This window comes from Sphingomonas phoenicis, assembly GCF_047238005.1.
Classification (GTDB): domain Bacteria; phylum Pseudomonadota; class Alphaproteobacteria; order Sphingomonadales; family Sphingomonadaceae; genus Sphingomonas.
Window position 1 is genome coordinate 2,738,515 of sequence record NZ_JBDFMC010000002.1, and the last position, 22,090, is coordinate 2,760,604.

Genomic DNA, 22,090 nt, shown 5'->3' on the forward strand with positions numbered 1-22,090 from the left:
GGGTGACAGGCGGTTCAGCGCCGAGGAGGGGATCATCATGGTCGCAAATTCGGGCGAGCTGTTCGACAGCGTGGATCGCCGCTCCATGATCGGCGGTGCTGCGGCGCTCGGGATGGCGGCCATGCTGCCTCCGTCGGCATCCGCGCAGATGGCGCGGGCGACGATGGCGAAGGATAAGGAAGGTTGGGAATGGGGCCCGATGCGTTGGGTCCAGATCTGTGCGACGGAGGACGATCCCGGCCGGTATGACAAGGCATTCTGGCTCGACTTCCTGAAGCAGACCAGCACGCAGGGCGTGTGCCTGAGCGCCGGCGGCGTCACTGCCTTCTATCCCACCAAGGTACCCTATCATTATCGCAGTCCGTTTCTGGGCGACGGTGACATGTTCGGGGAACTGGTTCATGCCTGCAAGGCGATGGGCATCCGCGTACTGGCACGGGTCGATCCGCATGCGATGCGCGCCGACGCGCTGGCGGCGCATCCCGAGTGGGTCGCGCGCGACGCCGCCGGCCAACCGAAGCGCCACCCGACCGACCGCGACCTGTACCTGACCTGCCCGAACGGTGACGTGACGTTCGCATGGATGCCGCAAGTGTTGCGTGAGATCGTGGGCACGTACCCCGTCGATGGCGTTTTCGGCAATCGCTGGGCCGGTGCGGCCGGGCTTTGTCACTGCGGCGTCTGCACGACCAAGTTCAAGGCTGCGAGCGGTTTCGCTGTTCCGTCGTCGCTGAACGACGTCGGCGATCCGGCGACCCGCGCCTACCTGATCTGGGACAATGAAATGCGCTACGAGCAGCTGGCGCTGTGGGCGCGCACGGTCGATGCGGTCAATCCGCAGGCGTTCTTCACGCCGGGTACCTGGGGGCGGCTCGATCCGCGGCGATTGCGACGGACGGCCCGGGCGCTGTTCGCCGACCGGCAGGCCCGCAGCGGCAACGCACCGGCCTGGCTGAACGGCCGCAGCGCCAAGGAAACGGCGTGCCTGATGCCCGATCGGCCGATGAGCGGCATCTTCGCAGTAGGGGAGACGGCCACCCCCTATCGCTTCATGGATTCGGTGCAGGCGCCGACCGAGATCAGCGCCTATCTCCATGATGGGCTGGCCCATGGCTTCCGGCCGTGGATGACCAAGTTCAAGGCGGAGGTGTTCGACAAGCGTTGGGTGCCGGCGGTGACCAAGGCCTATGCCTGGCACGCCCGTCACGAAGCGTATTTCCGGAATACCGAGAACCTGGCGACGGTCGCGATGCTCCACTCGTCACAGACCAGCACCTATTACGTGCCGGACGTGCCTCGCGACATGGGGGCGGGCGGGCCGCAGGATGCGCAGTCGCTGCGCGGCGGATCCGACGACGCCACCAGCGGCTTCTACCAGGCGCTGGTCGAGGCGCGGGTGCCGTTCGCCTTCGTCGACGAGCGGTTGCTGGATCCGCAGGCGATCGACCGGTACAAGGTGATCGTCCTTCCCAACATCGCTGCCCTGTCGGACGCGCAGTGCGCGGCGCTGCGTGGCTATGTCGAGCGCGGCGGCGCGATCGTCGCGACGCACGAGACTGCATTGTATGACGAATGGGGCAAGCGGCGCACCAATTTCGGGCTTGCCGACCTGTTCGGCTGCGACTTTACCGGTACGGTCGATCAGCGGGTGCAGAACAGCTATCTGACCGTGCGCGGGCCGGGGCCGCTGACTGTCGGGCTGGACGATACGCCGCGGATCATGGCCGGAACCAAGCGCGTCCATGTCCGCCCGCGGGACGCCGGTATGCGCGCCGCCTTCACGCTGGTGCCGAGCTATCCCGACCTGCCGATGGAAAAGGTCTACACGGCGACGCGTACGACCGACATCCCGATGATCTATGCACGGAAATTCGGGAAAGGGCGGGTGGTATACCTGCCCTTCGACATCGATCGCACGTTCTGGGAGAATTCGACCGCCGATCACCTGACGGTGCTGCGCAACGCGGTGGCATGGGCGGCGGACGGCGCGCAACCGATGGAGGTGGCCGGACCCGGATTTCTCGACATCAGCTACTGGCGCCAGCGGACCTCCGTGGCGGCGCATCTGGTGAACCTGACCAATCCGATGGCGATGCGTGGCTATATGCGCGAGATCCTGCCGGCCGGCCCGTATCAGGTTCGTCTGACGCTGCCGCCCGGCGTGCGACCATCCCGCGTCCGCCTGCTCGAGGCGGAGCGCGACGCGACGTTTCGCCAGGACGGAAGCCGTTTGATCGTCGACGTGCCGCAAGTGCAGCTGCACGAGGTGGTGGCGGTAGATTTCGCATGATGGCCCAGTCGCTATCCACCTTCCCGTCATGGACGGACCAGACGGCACGGGCGGCGCTACGCCGGCTGTTCGATGTCGCGGTCGCCAATGCAGATCCGGCGCGCATGCTCGCGCGGCATCTTCCACCGCGACCGCGCGGACGCTGCATCGTCGTCGGCGCCGGGAAGGCGGCGGCGTCGATGGCGGCGGCGGTCGATTCGGCGTGGCCGGATGTGAACCTCGGCGGCCTTGTCGTCGTCCCCTATGGCTACGGCATGCCCGCCGGTCGCATAGCGGTGCGTGAGGCGGCACACCCGGTGCCGGATGCGGCGAGCGAGGCGGCCGCGCGGGAAATACTGGCGGCGGTCGGCGGCCTCGATCCGGACGATCTGGTCCTGGTGCTGATATCCGGCGGGGGTTCGTCGGTGATGGCACTGCCGGCGCCCGGTATCTCGCTGGCCGACAAGCAAGAGGTCGGCCGCCTGCTGCTGGCATCCGGCCTCGACATCCGCACCATGAACGTCGTTCGCCGCCGCCTGTCGGCCATCAAGGGCGGCAAGCTGCTCGCCGCGGCGGCGCCGGCGCGGCTTGTCACTCTCGGGATCAGCGACATCCCGGGCGACGATGCGGCGGCGATCGCCTCCGGCCCGTCGGTGCCCGATCCCACCGCGGCGATGGATCTGAGCCATGTCGTGACGCTGCTGGGCGACCGGTTGCCCGCGGTTGTCCGCGACAGGCTGATGGCACCGCCTCAGGTGGTAGCCGCAGCCGCCCCCTATGACTTCCGGTTGATCAGTACGCCGATGGCCGCACTGAAGGCCGCCAGCTATGCGGCCCGCTCGATGGGATTGCACGCCGTGATGCTGGGCGATGATCTCGAGGGGGAAAGCCACGCGCTGGCCGCAGAGATGGCGACCATGGTTCGCGACGGCGTTCGCACGCCGACGGTCCTGCTGTCGGGCGGCGAGACGACGGTGACGCTCTCGGGCGGCGGCTATGGGCGCGGCGGCCGCAATACCGAGTTCGCGCTGGCGCTCGCCTGCGAGCTCGACGGCATGGCCGGCGTCTGGGCACTGGCCGCCGATACCGATGGCGAGGATGGCGCCAGCGGGGCGGCGGGCGCGGTGATCGCCCCCGACACCGTCGCCCGTGCGGCGGCGGTCGGGCTCGATATACGCGCCCATCTGGCCGGCCATGACAGCGCGACCCTGTTCGCCGGCATCGGCGACCTGCTGATGACCGGCCCCACCCGAACCAACGTCAACGATTTCAGGGCGGTGCTGATACTGCCGCGAGAGGAACGATCATGATCCGGCTGGCTGCGAACCTGTCGATGCTGTTCACCGACCTGCCGTTCCTCGACCGGTTCGGCGCGGCGGCGGCGGCGGGGTTCAGGGCGGTGGAATGCGTATCCCCTTACGCCGAAAGCGCGGAGGACGTCGCCGACGCCGCCCGGCAGCACGACCTGACCGTCGCACTGTTCAACCTGCCGCCGGGCGACTGGGCCAGCGGCGAGCGCGGCTTCGCCGCCGATCCGGCGCGGGTCGACGAGTTTCGTCGCAGCGTCGATACCGGCCTCGACTATGCGCGGGCCACCGGCTGCACGACGCTGCACCTGATGGCAGGCAAGATCCCGCCCGGCGCGAACCGGGCGGCATGGACGCGCACCTTGATCGACAATGTCGGCCTCGCCGCCGACCGGGCGGCCGATCAGGGTGTCACGCTGGTGCTGGAGGCGATCAACACGCGCGTCGATATACCGACCTATTTCTATGATCGTACCGCCGACGTGCTGGCCGTGATCGATGCCGCAGGCCGTCCGAACGTCAAGCTGCTGTACGACGTCTATCACATGCAGATCATGGAAGGAGACGTGGCCCGGTCGATCGAACGACTGCTGCCGCGGATCGGCCATATCCAGATCGCCGACAATCCCGGCCGGCACGAACCGGGTACGGGGGAACTCAACTTTCCCTGGCTGCTCGGGCGGATCGATACGCTGGGCTATGATGGCTGGATCGGGTGCGAGTATGCACCGGCGGCCGGCACCATCGACGGGCTCGGCTGGGCATCGCCGTATCTCCATTGATCCGACGGGATCGGATGGTGAATCGGCCATGATGGGCCATGGATCGATCGTCCGCAGGAAATCGGCCGCATGACATCGCAACCCGACTGGCAGCACTGGAACGGTGGCGCCTGTCCGGTGGCACCGGATCGGCTGGTCGTCGTGCGGCGCCGCTATGCGGACGAGACGACGGGACGCGCAGGCGACCTGCGGTGGTCGCACGACATGTACCGCGACTATGGCGCCGACGACATCGTCGCCTTCCGGCTGCTGCCTTCCCCTTGAAGGGTGTGCCGCGCCACGCCGCTTTGCACTGCACGATAAAAAGCCCGCCAACTCGATGAGCTGGCGGGCCTTTTAGATGGTGGGCGTGGCAAGGATTGAACTTGCGACCCCTGCGATGTCAACACAGTGCTCTACCACTGAGCTACACGCCCACGAGGAGGGTGCCTCTAGCCGCGGTGTCGCGGCGGTGCAAGCGGTCAATTCAGCCCGGTGGCCAAATCCGTCTCGAACAGCCGATCGACCTCCGCCACCAGCTCGCGCAGGTGGAATGGCTTGGAGAGGATACGTGCGTTCGGGATCGTCTCGCCGGCGCGCAGCGTCACTGCCGCGAACCCGGTGATGAACATGACCCGCATGTCCGCCGCCAGCTCGCCGGCACGCTGGGCCAGCTCGATGCCGTCCATCTCGGGCATGACGATGTCGGTCAGCAGCAGGTCGAACCGCTCCGTCTCGAGTAGCGGCAGCGCCGCTGTGCCGCGATCGACGGCGGTCACGGCATATCCCGATTTTTGCAGGGCACGCGTCAGATATTCGCGCATGACCTGATCGTCTTCGGCCAGCAGAATTCGGATCATGACAACGCCTCGCGGGTGGTAGAGGTCGCTTATGTCCCACCGGGTTAAGATTTCCAGTCGAAAAGGACGGGCCGACGTCCTACGCTGACACGCGTGGAACAATGCGGGGGCATGCAGCTGCCAGGCTTCGACAGGTTGGGGGAGGTCGTCCCGGCGACGCCGGTGATCGTATCGGTGCCCCATGCCGGGCGCGACTATCCGGCCGCGCTGACGGGCGCCCTGCGGGTTCCCGCCACGGCGCTGGTCGCGCTGGAGGATCGCTGGATCGACGCGGTCGCTCTGGCAGCGCGCGACGGCGAGACGATGCTGATCCAGCGCCGGGCCCGTGCGTGGATCGACCTGAACCGGGGCGAGCGGGAGCGGGATCCCCGGGTCGACGACGGCGCGATCGCGGGCCATGTCCATGCCTCTGCCAAGGTCCGCAGCGGACTGGGCTTGGTGCCGCGCCGCGCATCGGGAGCAAGCGAGTTGTGGCGCCGCCGCTTCACCGCCGCCGATATCGAGGCGCGGATCGTCGACGATCACCGGCCCTATCATGCGATGCTGGAGCAGCTGTTGTGCGCGGCGCGCGACCGGTTCGGCGTGGCGATACTGCTGGATCTCCACTCCATGCCGTCGCTCGGGACGGGCGAGCCGCAGGCGGTGCTGGGCGATCGCTTCGGTCGGACGGCGGGACCGCGCTTCATCGCGCGGATGGAGGCGGTGCTCGTCGGGGCGGGAGGGCAGGGCGTCCGCAGCGCGATCAACGCCCCCTATGCCGGCGGCCACATCGTCGAGCGGCACGGCCGCCCGGCGCGCGGCATCCATGCGGTGCAACTGGAGCTCGATCGCGCCCTGTACCTCGATGATCGTCTCGACCTGCCGGGACCGGGGCTGGCGGGTACCGCGGCCATGGTCCGAACGCTGATCGACGCGCTGACCGACGAAGCGATCGGCCACCTGCCGCTGGCGGCGGAGTAAGTACATAAAAAAACCACCCCGCGGGTAATCCGCACGGGGTGGCCAAGGTTCAGGGAGGAGACACGCTGAAAGCGTGTCGTACGGCCTCGCGAAAGGGGGGACACGAAACCGTACAGGACATAAATGGGTGAAACGGTCGAATGTTCAACCCATCCGACGTAAAATTAACCTCGAACAGGATCGGCTATCGATCAAGGGCCGGGGCCATCCGCCCGAGTATGCCGTCACGCAGGATCAGGCGGTGGCGCAGCGCCGCCGCGACGTGGAGCAGGACCAGCGCCAGCATCAGCCAGCCGAGAAGCCCGTGCGCATCGTGCCCGAAGTCCCCCGCGGCGGTTCCAACCGGGAGATAGGGCAGGTCGAACAGGCCGAACCAGGTCAGCGGACGCCGCGTCTCGTCGCCGGACACCATCAGCCAGCCGGTCACCGGCATCGCGATCATCAGCAGGTACAACGTCCAGTGCGTCGCATGGGCCAGTCCGCGTTCCCAGCCGGGGGTGTGCACCGGCAGGGGCGGGGGGCGGTGCGCGATCCGCCAGGCGACCCGACCGGCGGTCAGCGCCAGCACGGTCAGCCCGATGGCCTTGTGCGCGGACATCAGGCCGATCGCGTCGTGGAACAGGCCGATGACCAGATTGGCGATCACGAGTGTCGCGATGGTCCAGTGGAACCACATCGCCACGGCCGAGTAGCGAGCGGTCTGCTCGTGACGGACGGTCATGCTGGCGATCTCCTGCTTGGGGATCGCCAGCCTATGGCCGATCGGGCGCCGTGGAAAGCGCCCGATGATCGTTACAGCGCGGGCAGCTCGACGGGCTGCGGGGTGCCGTTGCGCTGCGCCTGCCGTGCGAAGATATCGCGCATCAGCGACAGCGAGAACAGGTGGGCGTAGATCAGCGGCAGCATGCCGGACTGCGAGATCTTGCGCAGCTGATCGCCGCGCAGGGCGGCCAGCTTCTCCTCGTTGACCATCTGGAAGCCGCGATAGACGAACGGCTGGGGAGCGCCCTGCAGCTCGATCGTGACCTCGCCGTCCATGAGCAGGTTCATCTCGCGCAGTTCGCGCATGAACGCCTGGGTCCGCTGGCCGGCCTGCTCGAACGTCTCGTTGAATCCCAGGATCTGCTTGGTCGCCTCGCTCGGCTGGCCATCGGTGAACAGCGGCTCGCCCTCCTCGAACGCGCCCAGCATGTCGGACGTCGGATCGAAGCACAGCGACAGCTCCTCCGCTTCCGGCCGCAGCTTGGCCAGCATGAACGGATAGCGGCGGATATAGGCGGGCACGTAGATGTTCTCGCCCAGCGTGCCGGCGTCGTCGACGAACACGTTGACGCCCTCGTTCAGGCCCATCAGCGCCAGCGGGATCGCATCGTCGCCCAGCGAGAAGACCACCGGCATCGACCGCTGCACCAGCGGGAACTCCTCGACGGTGACGGGAATGGCGTGCTGGCCGACCAGGAACGGCGCGGTCGCCACCGGGCGGATGCGCCAGTCGCCATGAGTCTGGCTGGAGAGCGGCTCCAGGCCGTTGTAGAAGATCGGCAGTTGCGGCGCGCTGGCCATGGCGGTTACCTTCCGTGATTGATGCGCAAGGCCCCCGCCCGACGCCAATTGGGGCAGGGCTCTATTGCGCAGGCGTAACCGGCGCAAGCAGCTTGCCGGGATTGAGGATGCCGAGCGGGTCGAGTGCGGCCTTGATCGCGGCGAGCGCCGCCATCCGGCCCGGCGGCGCCAGCCGGGCCAGTTCCTCGCGCTTCATCTGGCCGATGCCGTGCTCGGCCGAGATGGTGCCGCCGGCGCGTGTCACCAGATCGTGGACGAACGCGCTGATCGCGGGCGCGTCCTCGGCATACCAGCGGTCGCGGTCGGCACCCTTCGGTGCGCGGACGTGGAAGTGGATGTTGCCGTCCCCCAGATGGCCGAACCCCGATGCGCGGGTGCCGGGAAAACGCGCCTCGCACGCCGCCGCCGCCTCGATCATGAAGCGCGGCATCGTGTCCACCGGCACGGCGATGTCGTGCTGTGCCGCCGGGCCGGTCGCCCGCTCCGCGTCCGATAGCGAGTCGCGCAATCGCCAGAATGCCTCGGCCTGTGCCTCGCTGGCGGCGATCGTCGCGTCGCCGACCAACCCGTCGTCCAGCGCGCGCGCCAGTACCCGTTCGACCAGCGATGCCGGCGGCTCGGCATCGGGCGCGGCGGCCGTCGCCTCGATCAGCAGGTGCCAGGGATGCCGACCGGCCAGCGGCGCCCGCGCATCCGGTACATGGGCGAGCGCAGCATCCAGCGTTTCGGCCGGCATGATCTCGAAACTCTCGATCGCGTCGCTCGTCCGCTGGAAACGACGGAGCAGGGCCAGCGCGGCCGTCGGATCCGCCACTCCGGCCCATGCAACCGCGCGTGCCGTCACCGCCGGCACCAGCTTCAGCGCGGCGGCGGTGACGATCCCCAGCGTCCCCTCCGCCCCGATCATCAGCTGATCCAGGCTGTAACCGCGATTGTCCTTGGCCAGCGCGGCCAGACCGTCATGGACCAGACCATCGGCCAGCACCGCCTCCACACCCAGCACCAGCCCCCGCATGGTGCCGAAGCGCAGCACCTGCGTGCCCCCGGCATTGGTCGATACCAGGCCGCCGATCGTCGCACTGCCCCGTGCGCCCAGCGTCAGTGGAAAGCGTCGCCCGGTCGCGAGCGCCGCCTCATGCAGCGTCTGCAGGATCACCCCGGCCTCGGCCACCGCCATCGTCTCGCCCTGCGTGCGGATGCGGTTCATGCGCCGCAGCGACAGGATCAGCGCGCTGCCGTCCGCCGCCGGCGTCGCGCCGCCCACCATCGAGCTGTTGCCACCCTGCGGTACCAGCGGCACGCGGTGGCTGGATGCCGCGCGGACGATGGTGACCACCTCCGCGGTCGATCGCGGCGCCAGCAATGCGGGCGTATGGCCGTGCCAGCGCTGGCGCCAGTCGGTCGTCCACGGATCGATGGCAGCGGGATCGGTGACGATGCCGGCCGGATCCAGGATACTCGACAGCTCGGTCAGCATCGTTTGCTGGGCAAGGTTCATGTCGCCGCGCTAGGCCCGGTTCAGCGATTGTTCAACGATTCCGGGCAAACCAGCCCTGCCCATGGCTCACCCCGCGTTCCCCGTCTCGCTGATCGCCCTGTCGGCGGCTGCCGTCCTCGGCGAGGCGCCGGAGGGAGCGCGTGCGCAGGTGCTGATCCACGAACGGATCACGATCCGGGTACCACGCATGTCGACGGCGCCGATCCAGCGCATCGTCTCTCCGCGGAGCGACTGGAAGGAGCACAAGGCGCCCAAGTGCCTGGGCATGGGCGCGATCGCCGCGGCGGCGATCGCGGTGCCGGCCGCGGTGGACCTGCTGCTGGTCGACGGGCGCTGGATGCGCGCCAGGCTGGCAGGAGATTGTCGGTCGGCCGACTTTTATTCGGGCCTGTACATCCGGCCCGGTCCCGACGGGCAGGTGTGTGCGGACCGCGACGCGATCCGCGTGCGCTCCGGTGCCCGGTGCCAGATCGATACGTTCAAGCTGTTGAAACCGCGCCGCTGACCGCCGCGACGGGAAAGGCTGCGGATCGGGGGATCGCGCACGCCGCCCTGGGGCGGATAGCGCGATCCCGCCATTCCGGTCAGGCGGCGAACTGGTTCATGGTGTTGTGCGCGCCGCCTGCCTTCAACGCGGCATCGCCGGCGAAATACTCCTTGTGATCGTCGCCGATGTCGCTGCCGCTCATGTTCTGGTGCTTCACGCAGGCGATCCCCTGCCGGATCTCGCGCCGCTGCACGCCCTCGACATAACCCAGCATCCCCGCCTCGCCGAAATACTCGCGCGCCAGATTGTCGGTCGACAATGCCGCAGTGTGATAGGTCGGCAGGGTGATCAGGTGATGGAAGATCCCGGCCCGCGCACTCGATTCGCGCTGGAAGGTACGGATCCTCTCGTCCGCCTCGATCGCCAGCGGCGTCGCATCATAGTCCGCGCTCATCAGCCGTGCGCGGTCGTACGCCGAGACGTCGCGTCCCTCCGCCGCCCAGGCGTCGAAGACCTGCTGGCGGAAATTCAGCGTCCAGTTGAAGCTGGGTGAGTTGTTGTACACCAGCTTGGCGGCCGGCACGGCCGCGCGAATGCGATCGACCATGCCTGCGATCTGTTTGATATGCGGCTTCTCGGTCTCGATCCACAACAGGTCGGCGCCGTGCTGGAGCGAGGTGACGCAGTCCAGCACGCAGCGATCCTCACCGGTGCCGGCGCGGAACTGGAACAGGTTCGAGGCCAGCCGCTTCGGTCGCATCAGCTTTCCGTCGCGTTCGATCACGACATCGCCGCGCAGGGTCGACAGGTCGGACACCTCCTCGCAGTCGAGAAAGGCGTTGTACTGGTCACCCAGATCGCCGGCCTCCTTCGAATAGGCGATCTGCTTGGTCAGCCCGGCACCCAGCGAGTCGGTGCGGGCCACGATGATGCCGTCCTCGACGCCCAGTTCCAGGAACGCGTAACGGCAGGCGCGCACCTTCGCCAGGAAGTCCTCGTGCGGCACGGTGACCTTGCCGTCCTGATGCCCGCACTGCTTCTCGTCGCTGACCTGGTTCTCGATCTGCAGCGCGCAGGCGCCCGCCTCGATCATCTTGTGCGCCAGCAGGTACGTCGCCTCGGCATTGCCGAAACCGGCGTCGATGTCGGCGATGATCGGCACCACGTGCGTCTCGTGCGTGTCGATCGCGTGGATCAGGCGCTGTGCCTCCACCTCGTTCCCCGCCTCGCGCGCCTTGTCGAGGTCGCGGAACATCATGCCCAGTTCGCGCGCATCGGCCTGGCGCAGGAAGGTGTAGAGTTCCTCGATCAGGGCCGGCACGCTCGTCTTCTCGTGCATCGACTGGTCGGGCAGCGGCCCGAATTCGCTGCGCAGTGCGGCGATCATCCAGCCCGACAGATAGAGGTAACGCCCCTTGGTCGTACCGAAATGCTTCTTGATGCTGATGATCTTCTGTTGCCCGATGAAGCCGTGCCAACAGCCCAGCGACTGGGTGTAGGCGGCCGGATCTTCATCGTACGCGGCCATGTCGCGGCGCATGATCCCGGCGGTATAGCGCGCGATGTCGAGCCCGGTGCGAAAGCGGTTCTGCGCCTGCATCCGTGCCACCGCCTGCGGATCGATCCCGTCCCAGCCGCCACGGCTCCCGATCACCTGCGCCGCCCGCGAAACCCCGTCCTGATATGTCATTGTCGTCGTCCTTACAGAATGCGCTCAGGTCCCCGGCCCAAATCCCGTCATCCCGGCGACCGGGGGAATCCACACACGCCGACGTTGCTAACTTCAGCCGCAGGCGTCCGTGCTCATGGATTACTGTCCAAGCGGTAACGACATGGACAGATCGAGAATGACCTTATTATCCCAGCCGGCCGAGCCGGTGATAGAGGTTGGAGAATTTGACCGACCGCGGATCGTCCGCAATCTTGCGGACATAGTCGGCAACGGCTTCCTTCATCAGGCTGAAGTCTTCGATGGAGAAGACGGCGCGGCTGCGTTGCGGCTCGGTATTCATGACGATCTCCGTTCGATTGTCCGGTGGATGGCAGCCTTGTGACGCACAGAAGCCGGCATCCGAACGAAAATCATCGTGCCGGCCGGTGATCGGGTCGGTTCGATCCACCGAGCAGGATGTAAAGCTGTAAATCGATTGACAAGCGATGCACGTCGATGAAGCATCTTGCGCGATGTCCGATCGCAAGCTCATCGCCGGCCCCCCGATCCGCCGACTGCGCCGCCGTTTGGGCTTGAGCCAGGCGGCAATGGCGGAGATGCTCGGCATCTCGCCCAGCTACCTGAACCTGGTCGAGCGCAACCACCGCCCGGTCTCCGCCTCGCTGCTGGTCGCACTCGCCGAGCAGTTCGATCTCGACCCGCGCTCGCTCACCGCGGCCGACCCGGGTGGTGGTGCCGATGCGATCCGACGGCGGCTGGCCGATCCGCTTTTCGCCGATCTGGAGGTCGACCGGTCGGAGGTGGACGACTGGCTCGCCGCCGCACCCGGCGGGGCAGAGGCGTTCGCCCGGGCGTTCGACCGGGCGGGGGGCACTGGTGGCGAAACGGCCGGCATCGCCGATCCCCTGGTCGAGGTGCGCCGTGCGATCGACCGCTGGCGCAATCATTTCGGCGATCTGGATGCCGCGGCGGAGGCGCTGGCCGACGAGCTGCGCCTCGCCGCTGCGGATCCATATGGCGCGATGGTCGAGCGGCTGCGGGTCAAGCACGGCCTGTCGATCCGCGTGCTGCCCGTCGATGTCCTGCCCGATACGATCCGTCGACTGGACCTGCACGCCCGCCAGTTGCAGCTGAGCGAGACGCTCGACCAGCCGGGCCGCAGCTTTGCGATCGCCGTCCAGCTGGCGCAGCTGGAGGCGCGGGCGGAGATCGAGGCGCTGGCACGGGGGGCCGGACTGGCCGACCGCACGGCCGAACGGTTGTTCCGCCGCCACCTCGCCGGGTATTTCGCCGCCGCCGTCCTGATGCCCTATGCCCGGTTCCTGCGCGCATGCGAGGCGACCGGCTACGACCTCGACCTGCTCCAGCGCCGGTTCGGCACCGGGTTCGAGCAACTGGCGCATCGGCTGACGACGCTCGGCCGCGTCGGCGCCCGCGGACTGCCCTTCTTCATGATCCGCGTCGATCGCGCCGGACAGCTATCGAAACGCTATGCCGGTGCCAGCGGTGCCACGCTGGTTGCCGCCGCGGGTCGCTGCCCGTTGTGGCGGCTGCATCACGGATTCGACCGGCCGGACACCACCATCGTCCAGCTGGTCGAGCTGGAGGATGGCGAGCGCTGGCTCACCCTGTCGCGCAGCGTCCGCCCGCAAGGATGGCGGGCCGAGGAGGTGCCGGCCGAATTCGCCGTCGGGCTGGGCGTCCGTGCCGATCAGGCGGGCGCGCTGGCGGCGGCACGCGGCATCGATCTTGCCGGGCGTGCCACCCCGATCGGGCTTGGCTGCCGTGCCTGCCTGCGCGCCGATTGCCGCCAGCGCTCCCATCCGCCCGCCGGCCGTGCGCTGCTGGTCAACGAGCGCGAGCGGCGGGGGAGCGCATTGGAATTCGCCGGCGACTGATCGCCGCCGTCAATCCATCCAGTCGGGCTCGCCGCCGATCGGCATGCCGGGTGGTACCTTCGGTTCCCGCTTCGGCAGTTCGGCGAGCACCGCCGTCAGCCGGTCGTGATCGCCCAGCAGCCGCGCCGTGCTGCGCGACCAGGCGTCCTTGCCGCGCGCCAGTCGCGCGGCCACGTCGACCAGCGCCGCATCGGCGATCGCGGCCGTGCCCGGCGCGGCACCCGGCGTCCGGGCCAGTTGGGCGAGATCGAGCAGCACGCGGGTCGCCACCCGCTGCCCGGCGGCATCGCGCGCACCGTCTATCGTCGCCCGGAGCAGGCGGTCGACCACCTCCTCCGCACCCGGCAGACCGGGATCGGCATGATGCTGGATGGTCAGGCGGGACAGACGCGACGGTGCCAGCAGCGCATCCAGCGTCACCGTCGCGGCGATCTCCGCCGCGACGAGCGGGTCGAACACGGGCCCGCCCGCCGTCGCCATCACCTCGATGTCGAACTGCCGGTCGTTCGGGCCGCTGCGCCCTGCCGACAACAGCGGCAGGAGGGCAGGGGGAACCGCTAGCGCCGCCGGCGACAGCGTGGCGATCAGGCTGTCGAGCGCCGCCCGCTGCGCCGCACCGGGCACCGGCGTCGACGTCTCGTGGCCGCCACCCGCGACGGCATAGGCGAAATCGACCCCGCCGATCAGCTTCGCCGCCGCCTCAACCTGATACCGGTGCAGCAGCCAGATCGGCACGAACTTGCGGCGGAGATTCTCCACCGGCTCGCCGGGGCGGAGCGCGCCGAGGCCGAACCGGTCGATCGCGGCGCGGCGGACCGTCATCATCCGGTCCAGTTCGGCCGCCGGATCGGCGCCATCGTCCCACATGCTTGCCCAGGGCTGGGGGGCGTCGACCGCGCGGGCATCGCCGTCGCTTACGAAACGCAGCCCGCTGGTCTTCACCGCCGCCGCCTTCGCTTCCGTGGCGGCGGGATCGCCGTACAACCGGTCGATCGTCGCGACGTCCCAGGCGCCCACGCCCGTGCCATAGGCGTCGGACAGGTCCGGCGCGCCATCGGTCAACAGGATGCGCGGCGCCGGATAGTCCATCACCGATGCACGGTTCTGCGTCGATGCGGCGAAATTGTGCTCCAGCCCCAGCGCATGGCCGACCTCGTGCGCCCCCAGCTGCCGGATGCGGGCCAGCGCCACGCGCACCGGATCGTTCGGTCCGCCGGTGCCGACCATGTTCGCGCCGACCAGCGCTTCGTAGATCAGCATGTCCTGCCGCACCCTCAGCGATCCCAGCAGCACCGATCCCTTGACGATCTCGCCGGTTCGCGGATCGCCGATCACCTGTCCGTACGACCAGCCACGCGTCGCCCGGTTGACCCAGTTGACGACGTTGTAGCGGACGTCGAGCGGGTCGACGCCGTCGGGCAGGATCTCGACCCGGAACGCATCCACCAGCCCCGCCTTGTCGAACGCGGCCGTCCACCAGCCGACGCCTTCGGCCAGTGCGGTTCGGATCGGCTCCGGCGCGGCACGATCGATGTAGAAGGTGATCGGCTTCCTTACCGGCGACCTGGCGGCAGCGGGATCGGTCTTCTCCAGCCGGAACCGGTTCGCGAGGGTGTAGACCACGTCCTGGCCCAGTGGTGCGCCGTAATCCACCGCCTGCGCCCCGAACCCGCCGAAGCGCGGATCGAAGCGGATCGGCTGGAATCCGGGTGCCGGCAGACGAATGAGCGAGTGGTGCACGGTGACGGCGATCGATCGCGCATCGGGCGCGATCGCGTCTACCGCATCGCCGGGCTTGTCGCTGATATAGGTCTGGCGTGCCTCCAGCTCGATATTGTCCGGAAAGACCTTGGTCGCCCCTGCATCGGCCACGCTGGCTCCGGCATCCAGCCGATACTCGCCGCCATTGCCCCGTCGCAGCGCGGCGGCGACGCCCATGCTGTCACGCAACAGAAACGGGGCCAGGTCGACGACGATCGATCCGTCCGCCTGGGTCGCGGCGATATCGCCGACCCAGGCGGTGCTGGTGGCGAAGCTCTGCCGCGCTGCCGCCTGCTCGGCGGGAGAGCCGCCGGTGGCGCGAAAGCGCGGATTCTCGAATTCGGCGACGATCTTCTTGCCCAGTCGCCGGAACGCCAGCAGCTGCGTCTCGCCATTCTGGCCGTGATCCAGCCCCGTCTCCGACGATCCGATCCCGGTCCGCAGCGAGGCGACGTACAGGAAGCGTCCCAGTACCCCGTCCGCGCCGGCCGGGGACAGCGTCACCAGCACGCGCCCGCCATCGCGATCGATCGCCACCGGCAGCAACCCGTTCTGCGCCAACGTTCCCTTCAGTACGTCCGCCGCCAGCCGGGGCGCGGCCGGTGCGCCCGGCGCTGCCATGGCCGCCGTCGAACAGCCGAGCAGCAGGCCGGCCATCATCCATCGCGTCGTCATCTCGAACCCCCAACCGATTGATCGGGCAGGGTGATGGCATGCCCGCCCGGCCGCCGCAAAGCCGCTGTGGCGGATCGCGGACGCCGGGCTGCGGGCGTGCCCTTCGCGCCACAATCCCGTGAGCGGAAAGGGCGTAGCCGGCCCTGTCCCCGTTCGGGACGACGCTGTCCCACCGCCATTTACGCTCCTCTAACGATCTCCGGCGCAAGACCCGGCGTCACGATGGTTTGGAGACGCGGGTCATGGCGCTGACTGCACAGCTATTTCGCGCGGACGAAGAACGCGCATCGGACCGGCAGCCGGTCAATCTGGACGGTACGCTGCGCAAGCAGGACGACCACCGCCCGCTCGATGTGATGATCGAGGACCTGTCGTCGACCGGGTTCCGGATGTCGTGCGGCGAGCCGCTCGCCCTCGACGCGACCGTGTCGATCGGCATCGCCGGCCTCGGCCGCCATACCGCCCGCGTCGTCCGTTCCGCCGCACCCTATTATGGCTGCCGCTTCGTCTCTCCGGTCGATATCGCCGGCATCGACACTGCCGCGCCCGTCGCCAACATCGTCGCCGCCGATTTCGGCGGTCCCGCCGCCTTCTTCACCCAGGAAGATCTGCCGCTCGACGCGGGCGAACTGCGCATCCGCCAGTTTCGCGGACCGATCATCGCGGCCGGCATCCTGCTGCCGTGGCTGGTCGCGGGAGCCGCCTGCGCCGCGCTGCTATGATCGCGCCGGCGGGTCGATCAGTACAGCCAGCTGTCCCACTGCGCGACGACCTGCCACCCGGCACCCGCCCGCTGCAGGGCATAGGTGGTGCCCCAATGGTCCAGCGTCACGGTGATGAAGCCGGTCCGCGCGTCGTGGACCAGCCGCGACAGCACCACCGTGCGGTCGCATCCCCCCGCCACGCGGTTCATCAGCCACCAGCGGACCTTCATGCCGGCCGGCGCCAGGCTGCCGTCCAGGTTGAAACCGGTCGACTGGCCGTCCTGCGACAACGCCCGCGCCGCCGCCTCCAGCCGGGCCTGCTCGTCGCGGGGCAGCGCCTCCGCCTCATCGTCCGGCTCGGGGATGCGCAGCTTCTCGCGGTCGGTCGCGTCGTCGAACAATTGCCGTCCGCCCACCTTGGGCTCGCCGCGCAGCGGCACCGGCGTGCGCCACTCGCGCTCGTCCGGCTCGCTGTTGATCCGCATCGTGCGATAGATCGCCAGCGGTTCGCCGCGGGGTCGGGAATCGACGCACAGGGCGGGCGCGCCCGGTGATCGCTCCAATACCAGCAGCGCCAGCGTCGCGCGCACGATCGCCGCGTCGTCGCCGACCGGCGCGGTGCTGCATGCTGCGAGGAACAGCGGCAATATCGCCACACCTGTCGCAAAAACATGCCTGGCGCCGACCGGTGCCGACGCGGCGGGGTGCCGACGATCAGTCCGTCGTCGCACTGCCCGCCAAAATCGGCTACGCGCCGCCCCTAGGATACCGATCATGATGTCACCCCCACCCTCGCCACTAGCAACGCAGGAGCGCCGGTTCCAGTTCGTCGTCATCGGCGGGCTGGTCACGCTGATCGCGGTGGTGGCGCTCGCGCCCCATACCGAGCGGGCGCTGTTCGAGGATGGGCGCCTGCCGCTGGCGTTCGCTGCGGTGGTTCCTGCCGCTCCGCCGACGGTCGGCGTGCTGCAGCGCTTCGGCTACATGGCGCCGCGCCCGTTTGCGCGCGCCTTCCGCACCGATCGCCGGTCGCCGAACGGCGCGACGACCCAGCCGGATGCCGTCCCCGCCGTTTCGCCGGATGCGGAGCCGTTCTTCGCCACGCCGGACGACACGCGGTCGCCCGTCCTGGTCGCCGATCCCGGCATCCTGGCCCCGGTAGGGGTATCGCCGGGCGGCGGGCTCCAGTTCGCCTCGTTCACGCCGGGCGCGTCCGGCTTCAACCCCGCCGGCCAGGGTGCCGGCGTTCCGGGCGGGCCGGCCGTGACCGTACCTGATCCCGCACCCGGCGAGACGCCGACCCCCGGCGCGACGCCCACGCCCTCGCCGGAAACCACGCCCACGCCGACACCGACGGGCACGCCGACCCCGTCGCCCACCGCCACGCCGACGCCGTCGCCCACCGCGACCCCGGTACCGGAACCAACCACCACGCCGACGCCGGTGCCGACGGCCACGCCCATCCCGGAGCCGACGCCGACGATCCCGCCGATCGTGACGCCGACGCCGGAAACGCCGGTCACCCCGGTTCCCGAGCCGGCGACCTGGATGATGATGCTGACGGGGCTGGGGATCGTCGCCGGCGTGATTCGCCGCAGCCGCCGCATGCGGGGGAGCAGCGCGGCGGCCTGATCGGTCGGCGCGTCGCCCGGCCGGGCGACGTCAGCGTGCCAGCGACGGAAATCCCGCCCGGAACGCCGCCACCTTCGGCTTGTCCCAGGTCACGATGTACGGATGCGTCGGGTGCTTCGCGAAGAAGTCCTGGTGATAGGCCTCGGCCGGATAGAAGCGGCCCTGTTCCACCTTCGTGGCGATCGGCCGCCGGTACGCGTTGGTCGTGCCCAGCTGCGCGATATAGGCCCGCGCCACTGCCGCCTGTTGCGGGTTCTGCGGAAAGATCGCGGAACGATAGCTGGGGCCCGAGTCGGGGCCCTGCCGATCCACCTGGGTGGGGTCGTGCGCGACAGAGAAATACACCCGGAGCAGCGTCGCATAACTGACGCGTGCGGGATCGTAGTTGATCCGCACCGCCTCGGCATGGCCGGTCCGCTCGGTCGACACCGCGTCGTACGAAGCGGTGTCGGCACTGCCGCCGGCATAGCCCGCAGTGACCGAGCTGACGCCCTTCACGTTCGCGAACACCGCCTCCATGCCCCAGAAGCAGCCGCCGGCCAGCACCGCGGTCTGCATGCCCGAACCCGCGGGCACGTCCATCCGCGCTGCCGGGATCGGCACCGCCCGCTCGGCATCGGCCCGGCCCATCAGCACTGCCGAGGCCAGCGCACCGACGGCGATCAGCGGCATGGCGAATCGCACGTCAGCGAACCTCGTGCGTCGGTGCGAAACGGCTGACCATCTCGCGTGTGGCGTCGGCGGGCTGAAGCGCCACGAGGCCGATCGCCCCCAGCACGAAGCCACCGGCGAACTGCCAAACGACACTGGATTTGATGATGTGCAGCATGATCCTGAAACCTGTTGATCCCCGACGGGAATGACGGAGAGACGTTGCAAGCCATGTCGTGGATGCACCACGTCACGACAAGATGACTGTCCTGAAACATAGCGTTGCCGAATGAACGATCGCTGGGCGCGGCGTTCATCCGGCGTTGTGATGCGGCAAGGATGGTAAACAGCCCTTTAACCCTGTCCGGTGTCGGACGGGGCGATGGCCGCCGACGCTATTTGAGCGCCGAGCACGCCTCCGCGATCCGCGCGCACGCCTCGGTCAGCAGCGCGTCCGACGTGGCGTAGCTGATCCGCATCGCCGGCGAGAGGCCGAATGCGGCACCCTGCACCGCGGCGACCCGCGCCTCGTCGAGCAGATAGGTGACGAAGGCGGTATCGTCCGCGATCGCCACGCCCTTGGGTGTCGTTCGTCCGATCAGCGGTGCGAACGCCGGATAGACGTAGAACGCGCCCTCGGGCGTCGGGCAGGTCATGCCCGGGATCGCGTTCAGCGCGGTCACCACCAGGTCGCGCCGCCCCTTGAACGCGTCGTTGCGCGCGGCCAGGAACGACTGGTCGCCGGTCAGCGCAGCCACCGCCGCCGCCTGCGCGACGGAGCAGGGATTGCTGGTCGACTGCGACTGCAGCTTGGCCATCGCCTTGATCAGCCACGGCGCGCCGCCCGCATATCCGATTCGCCAGCCGGTCATCGAATAGGCCTTGGAACAGCCGTTCACCGTCAGCGTCCGCTCGTACAGCTCGGGTACCACCTCGGCGATCGTCGCGAAGCGGAACCCGTCATAGACGATGTGCTCGTACATATCGTCGGCGAACACCCACACCTGCGGGTGGCGCAACAGCACCTCGCCCAGCGCCCGCAGCTCGTCGGCGGTATAGGCGGCGCCGGTCGGGTTGGACGGCGAGTTCAGGATCACCCACTTCGTCCGCGGCGTGATCGCGGCCTCCAGTGCCTCGGGCGACAGCTTGTATCCCTGCTCCGGCCCGGCCGGCGCGATCACCGGCGTGCCGCCCGCGAACTGCACGACGTCCGGATAGCTGACCCAATAGGGCGCCGGGATCACCACCTCGTCCCCCGCCTCGACCGTGGCGACCATCGCGTTGAACAGCGTGTGCTTGCCGCCGACGTTCACGCTGATCTGGTTCGGCTGGTACGACAGCGAGTTGTCGCGCGCGAACTTGGCGCAGATCGCCTCCTTCAGCTCCTGCGTGCCGTCGACGACGGTGTACTTGGTCTTGCCGTCACGGATCGCCTTGATCGCGGCGTCCTTGATGAAGTCGGGCGTATCGAAGTCGGGCTCGCCCGCGCCCAGGCCGATCACGTCCACGCCGGCGCGCTTCAGCTCCATGACGCGCGCGGTGACGCCCAGCGTCGGCGAGGGGCTGATCCGGTCGAGCGCGGCGGAGGTCTTCATGGTGTCGACGCCTTCTTCAAAGAGCGGCGGCGCTATAGCCTATTCACCCTCGACGACAAGCGCCGGCATCAGCCCGCGCAGCGCATTGCCCAGCAGGAAGCCGCTCGCCAGGTCTGCGCGCCGCACGACGCCCTCGATCGCGCGCCCTTCTTCCAGCATTTCCGCCCGCAACACGCCCGGTAACAGCGCGGCATCGCCGCCCGGCGTCACCAGCATGCCGTCCCGCTCGACGAACAGGGTGGTGAAGCTCCCCTCGGTCAGCACCCCGTCATGCTCGAACACCACCTCGTCCGTTCCCGCCGCCGCGCGTGCCGCGTCGTAGAAGTCGCGGGCAGACGTCTTGTGCCGCAGCCTCAGGTCGGCGGCGGGCACCGGCAGCCGCACGATTCCGACCCGCAAGGGCGCGGTCCGTCGAGCGGGCATCGGCGCCGTCTCGATCGCGATCGCTCCCGACGGCGCCAGCATCAGCCGCACCCTCCGCGCATCGCGCAGGCGGAATGTCGCAGCCTGCAGCTCGTTGCGCGCACCATGCCGGTCGAAGGCGAAGCCCAGCGCGTCCGCGCTCGCCCGCATCCGCGCCAGATGGCGGTCGAGCCGCAGGATGCCCTCTTCCGGATCGAACGCCATCGTCTCGAACAGGTCGAACGGCACCCCCCCGTCACCCATGAAGGCTGCCTTGGCCAGACACTCGTCCCACTCCGCGGCGGGATCCGAATCGGCGACGATGCCCGATCCCAGCGACAGGGTCGCGCTCGCCGTTCCGGATTTCAGCACCAGCGTGCGGATCGCGACGTTGAATGCCGCATCGCCGGCCGCATCGATCCGTCCGATCGCCCCGGTATAGATGCCCCGGCTGCGTCGTTCCAGATCGGCGATGGCCTGCATCGCGCGGATCTTGGGCGCGCCGGTGATCGATCCACACGGAAACGTCGCGGTCAGCACGTCGATCGCGTCGCGCCCCGGTGCCAGCGTCGCGGTGACGGTCGAGGTCATCTGGTGGATCGTCGGATAGGTTTCGACGGCGAACAACTCGGGCACCGCGACGCTGCCCGCCACCGCGACGCGCGACAGGTCGTTACGCATCAGGTCGACGATCATCAGGTTCTCGGCCCGCTGCTTGGCTTCGCTGGCCAGCGCCGCGGCCAGTGCGGCGTCGTCGCCGGGCGTGCCGCCGCGCCGCGCCGTCCCCTTCATCGGCCGACAGGTCAGCCGGTCGCCGTCCAGGCGAAAGAACAGCTCGGGCGACAGGCTCAGCAGCGTCTGTGCGCCCGTCGCCACCACTGCGCCATATCCCGCCCCCGCTGCCGCCCGGAGCCGCGCATAGATCGCCAGCGGATCGCCGTGCCACGTCGCGGTGGCGGGGAAACTCAGATTGGCCTGATACAGGTCGCCCGCCGCGATCAGTGACAGCAGGGCGCGGATGCGGTCCTGATGCACCGCCGCCTCGACCAGTGGCGCCGGCGCGCCGATCCAGCCGCCCGCCGGATCGGGCAGCCACCCCGCCGCATCGATCGGCGACCAGCCATCGAACAGCCCGAACCACAACAGCGGTGTATCGATGGGATCGGGATCGGGCAGGGCAGGTTCGAACCCCGCGCCCGCGTCGTAGGACAGGAAACCCGCGGCATGCAGCCCGCGCCCCCGTCCATCGCGCAACCGCTCCAGGGCGGCCGGCACGCCGTCGATCGCGACAGCGGTCACGATCTCGACCGGGTCGCGGTACAGGCGAGCCTCGCCGCCCGGGCGTGCATCGTCGAGCAGCACATAGGGCGGGGTAATGGCCGTCGCGGGCATCAT

General features: G+C 68.9%; 21 protein-coding genes and 1 tRNA gene. 9 read left to right on the forward strand and 13 right to left on the reverse strand.

What is annotated here, in order from left to right:
- Nucleotides 1–37: 37 nt before the first annotated feature.
- The 4 genes from ABC319_RS14075 (at nucleotide 38) to ABC319_RS14090 (ending at nucleotide 4,622) form a co-directional block, all read left to right on the forward strand.
- On the forward strand, nucleotides 38–2,290 hold the full coding sequence (locus ABC319_RS14075; protein ID WP_413070830.1) for a ThuA domain-containing protein: 2,253 nt from the start codon (nucleotides 38–40) through the stop codon (nucleotides 2,288–2,290).
- Complete coding sequence (locus ABC319_RS14080; protein ID WP_413070831.1) at nucleotides 2,287–3,579, forward strand: glycerate kinase type-2 family protein; 1,293 nt, start codon at nucleotides 2,287–2,289, stop codon at nucleotides 3,577–3,579. The genes ABC319_RS14075 and ABC319_RS14080 overlap by 4 nt, the downstream gene beginning before the upstream one ends.
- Nucleotides 3,576–4,358 carry a 2-oxo-tetronate isomerase gene (gene otnI, locus ABC319_RS14085; protein WP_413070832.1) on the forward strand — a complete coding sequence of 261 codons (783 nt, stop codon included), beginning with the start codon at nucleotides 3,576–3,578 and terminating at the stop codon, nucleotides 4,356–4,358. Before ABC319_RS14080 ends, otnI begins: the two co-directional genes overlap by 4 nt.
- 69 nt (nucleotides 4,359–4,427) lie before the next feature.
- The gene (locus tag ABC319_RS14090; RefSeq protein WP_413070833.1) at nucleotides 4,428–4,622 is read left to right on the forward strand and encodes a hypothetical protein; all 195 of its coding nucleotides are present in this window, start codon (nucleotides 4,428–4,430) and stop codon (nucleotides 4,620–4,622) included.
- Nucleotides 4,623–4,699: 77 nt separating this feature from the next.
- Here ABC319_RS14090 and ABC319_RS14095 read toward each other — a convergent pair.
- Nucleotides 4,700–4,774: transfer RNA gene (locus ABC319_RS14095), tRNA-Val, on the reverse strand.
- Nucleotides 4,775–4,819: 45 nt separating this feature from the next.
- Nucleotides 4,820–5,197, reverse strand: a complete 378-nt coding sequence (gene cpdR / locus ABC319_RS14100) for a cell cycle two-component system response regulator CpdR (protein WP_413070834.1) — start codon at nucleotides 5,195–5,197, stop codon at nucleotides 4,820–4,822.
- Between the two features lie 111 nt (nucleotides 5,198–5,308).
- On the opposite strand from cpdR, the gene ABC319_RS14105 reads away from it, so the two are divergent.
- Complete coding sequence (locus tag ABC319_RS14105) at nucleotides 5,309–6,157, forward strand: N-formylglutamate amidohydrolase (RefSeq protein WP_413070835.1); 849 nt, start codon at nucleotides 5,309–5,311, stop codon at nucleotides 6,155–6,157.
- Nucleotides 6,158–6,341: 184 nt separating this feature from the next.
- Here ABC319_RS14105 and ABC319_RS14110 read toward each other — a convergent pair whose 3' ends face one another.
- The 3 genes from ABC319_RS14110 to ABC319_RS14120 form a co-directional block, all read right to left on the reverse strand.
- Nucleotides 6,342–6,878, reverse strand: a complete 537-nt coding sequence (locus tag ABC319_RS14110) for a cytochrome b (protein ID WP_413070836.1) — start codon at nucleotides 6,876–6,878, stop codon at nucleotides 6,342–6,344.
- Nucleotides 6,879–6,949: 71 nt separating this feature from the next.
- Nucleotides 6,950–7,720, reverse strand: coding sequence for a SapC family protein (locus tag ABC319_RS14115; protein ID WP_413070837.1), 771 nt, complete (start codon nucleotides 7,718–7,720; stop codon nucleotides 6,950–6,952).
- A gap of 61 nt (nucleotides 7,721–7,781) precedes the next feature.
- Nucleotides 7,782–9,218, reverse strand: coding sequence for an FAD-binding oxidoreductase (locus tag ABC319_RS14120; protein ID WP_413070838.1), 1,437 nt, complete (start codon nucleotides 9,216–9,218; stop codon nucleotides 7,782–7,784).
- Between the two features lie 61 nt (nucleotides 9,219–9,279).
- Between ABC319_RS14120 and ABC319_RS14125 the strand changes: the two genes are divergently transcribed.
- Nucleotides 9,280–9,723, forward strand: a complete 444-nt coding sequence (locus ABC319_RS14125) for a hypothetical protein (protein ID WP_413070839.1) — start codon at nucleotides 9,280–9,282, stop codon at nucleotides 9,721–9,723.
- Nucleotides 9,724–9,802: 79 nt separating this feature from the next.
- Here the strand turns inward: ABC319_RS14125 and ABC319_RS14130 are convergent, their stop codons facing one another.
- Together ABC319_RS14130 and ABC319_RS14135 are read right to left on the reverse strand one after the other, a co-directional pair.
- Entirely contained in the window at nucleotides 9,803–11,395 is a 1,593-nt protein-coding gene (locus ABC319_RS14130) for an isocitrate lyase (protein WP_413070840.1), read from the reverse strand.
- A 166-nt stretch (nucleotides 11,396–11,561) separates the two neighbouring features.
- Nucleotides 11,562–11,984, reverse strand: a complete 423-nt coding sequence (locus tag ABC319_RS14135; protein WP_413071765.1) for a hypothetical protein — start codon at nucleotides 11,982–11,984, stop codon at nucleotides 11,562–11,564.
- Between ABC319_RS14135 and ABC319_RS14140 the strand changes: the two genes are divergently transcribed.
- Nucleotides 11,890–13,275 carry a helix-turn-helix domain-containing protein gene (locus tag ABC319_RS14140; protein WP_413070841.1) on the forward strand — a complete coding sequence of 462 codons (1,386 nt, stop codon included), beginning with the start codon at nucleotides 11,890–11,892 and terminating at the stop codon, nucleotides 13,273–13,275. The two genes, ABC319_RS14135 and ABC319_RS14140, sit on opposite strands and share 95 nt — an antisense overlap.
- Nucleotides 13,276–13,284: 9 nt before the next feature.
- On the opposite strand, the gene ABC319_RS14145 is transcribed toward ABC319_RS14140, so the two are convergent.
- Complete coding sequence (locus ABC319_RS14145) at nucleotides 13,285–15,711, reverse strand: zinc-dependent metalloprotease (RefSeq protein WP_413070842.1); 2,427 nt, start codon at nucleotides 15,709–15,711, stop codon at nucleotides 13,285–13,287.
- Nucleotides 15,712–15,953: 242 nt separating this feature from the next.
- On the opposite strand from ABC319_RS14145, the gene ABC319_RS14150 reads away from it, so the two are divergent.
- Nucleotides 15,954–16,433 (forward strand): PilZ domain-containing protein, encoded by a 480-nt coding sequence (locus ABC319_RS14150; RefSeq protein WP_413070843.1) that lies wholly within the window; start codon nucleotides 15,954–15,956, stop codon nucleotides 16,431–16,433.
- A 17-nt stretch (nucleotides 16,434–16,450) separates the two neighbouring features.
- Here ABC319_RS14150 and ABC319_RS14155 read toward each other — a convergent pair whose 3' ends face one another.
- A complete protein-coding gene (locus ABC319_RS14155; RefSeq protein WP_413070844.1) occupies nucleotides 16,451–17,062 on the reverse strand; it encodes a hypothetical protein in 612 nt (203 codons plus the stop codon).
- Nucleotides 17,063–17,189: 127 nt separating this feature from the next.
- Here ABC319_RS14155 and ABC319_RS14160 point away from each other — a divergent pair, with 127 nt between their 5' ends.
- A complete protein-coding gene (locus ABC319_RS14160; protein WP_413070845.1) occupies nucleotides 17,190–18,047 on the forward strand; it encodes a PEPxxWA-CTERM sorting domain-containing protein in 858 nt (285 codons plus the stop codon).
- 30 nt (nucleotides 18,048–18,077) lie between these two features.
- Here ABC319_RS14160 and msrA read toward each other — a convergent pair whose 3' ends face one another.
- The 4 genes from msrA to pabB all read right to left on the reverse strand — a co-directional run bounded on the left by msrA (nucleotide 18,078) and on the right by pabB (nucleotide 22,090).
- Nucleotides 18,078–18,719, reverse strand: coding sequence for a peptide-methionine (S)-S-oxide reductase MsrA (msrA, locus tag ABC319_RS14165; protein ID WP_413071702.1), 642 nt, complete (start codon nucleotides 18,717–18,719; stop codon nucleotides 18,078–18,080).
- Between the two features lie 13 nt (nucleotides 18,720–18,732).
- On the reverse strand, nucleotides 18,733–18,876 hold the full coding sequence (locus ABC319_RS14170; RefSeq protein ID WP_413070846.1) for a hypothetical protein: 144 nt from the start codon (nucleotides 18,874–18,876) through the stop codon (nucleotides 18,733–18,735).
- Nucleotides 18,877–19,093: 217 nt separating this feature from the next.
- Nucleotides 19,094–20,293 carry a pyridoxal phosphate-dependent aminotransferase gene (locus tag ABC319_RS14175; RefSeq protein WP_413070847.1) on the reverse strand — a complete coding sequence of 400 codons (1,200 nt, stop codon included), beginning with the start codon at nucleotides 20,291–20,293 and terminating at the stop codon, nucleotides 19,094–19,096.
- A gap of 39 nt (nucleotides 20,294–20,332) precedes the next feature.
- Entirely contained in the window at nucleotides 20,333–22,090 is a 1,758-nt protein-coding gene (gene pabB, locus ABC319_RS14180) for an aminodeoxychorismate synthase component I (RefSeq protein WP_413070848.1), read from the reverse strand.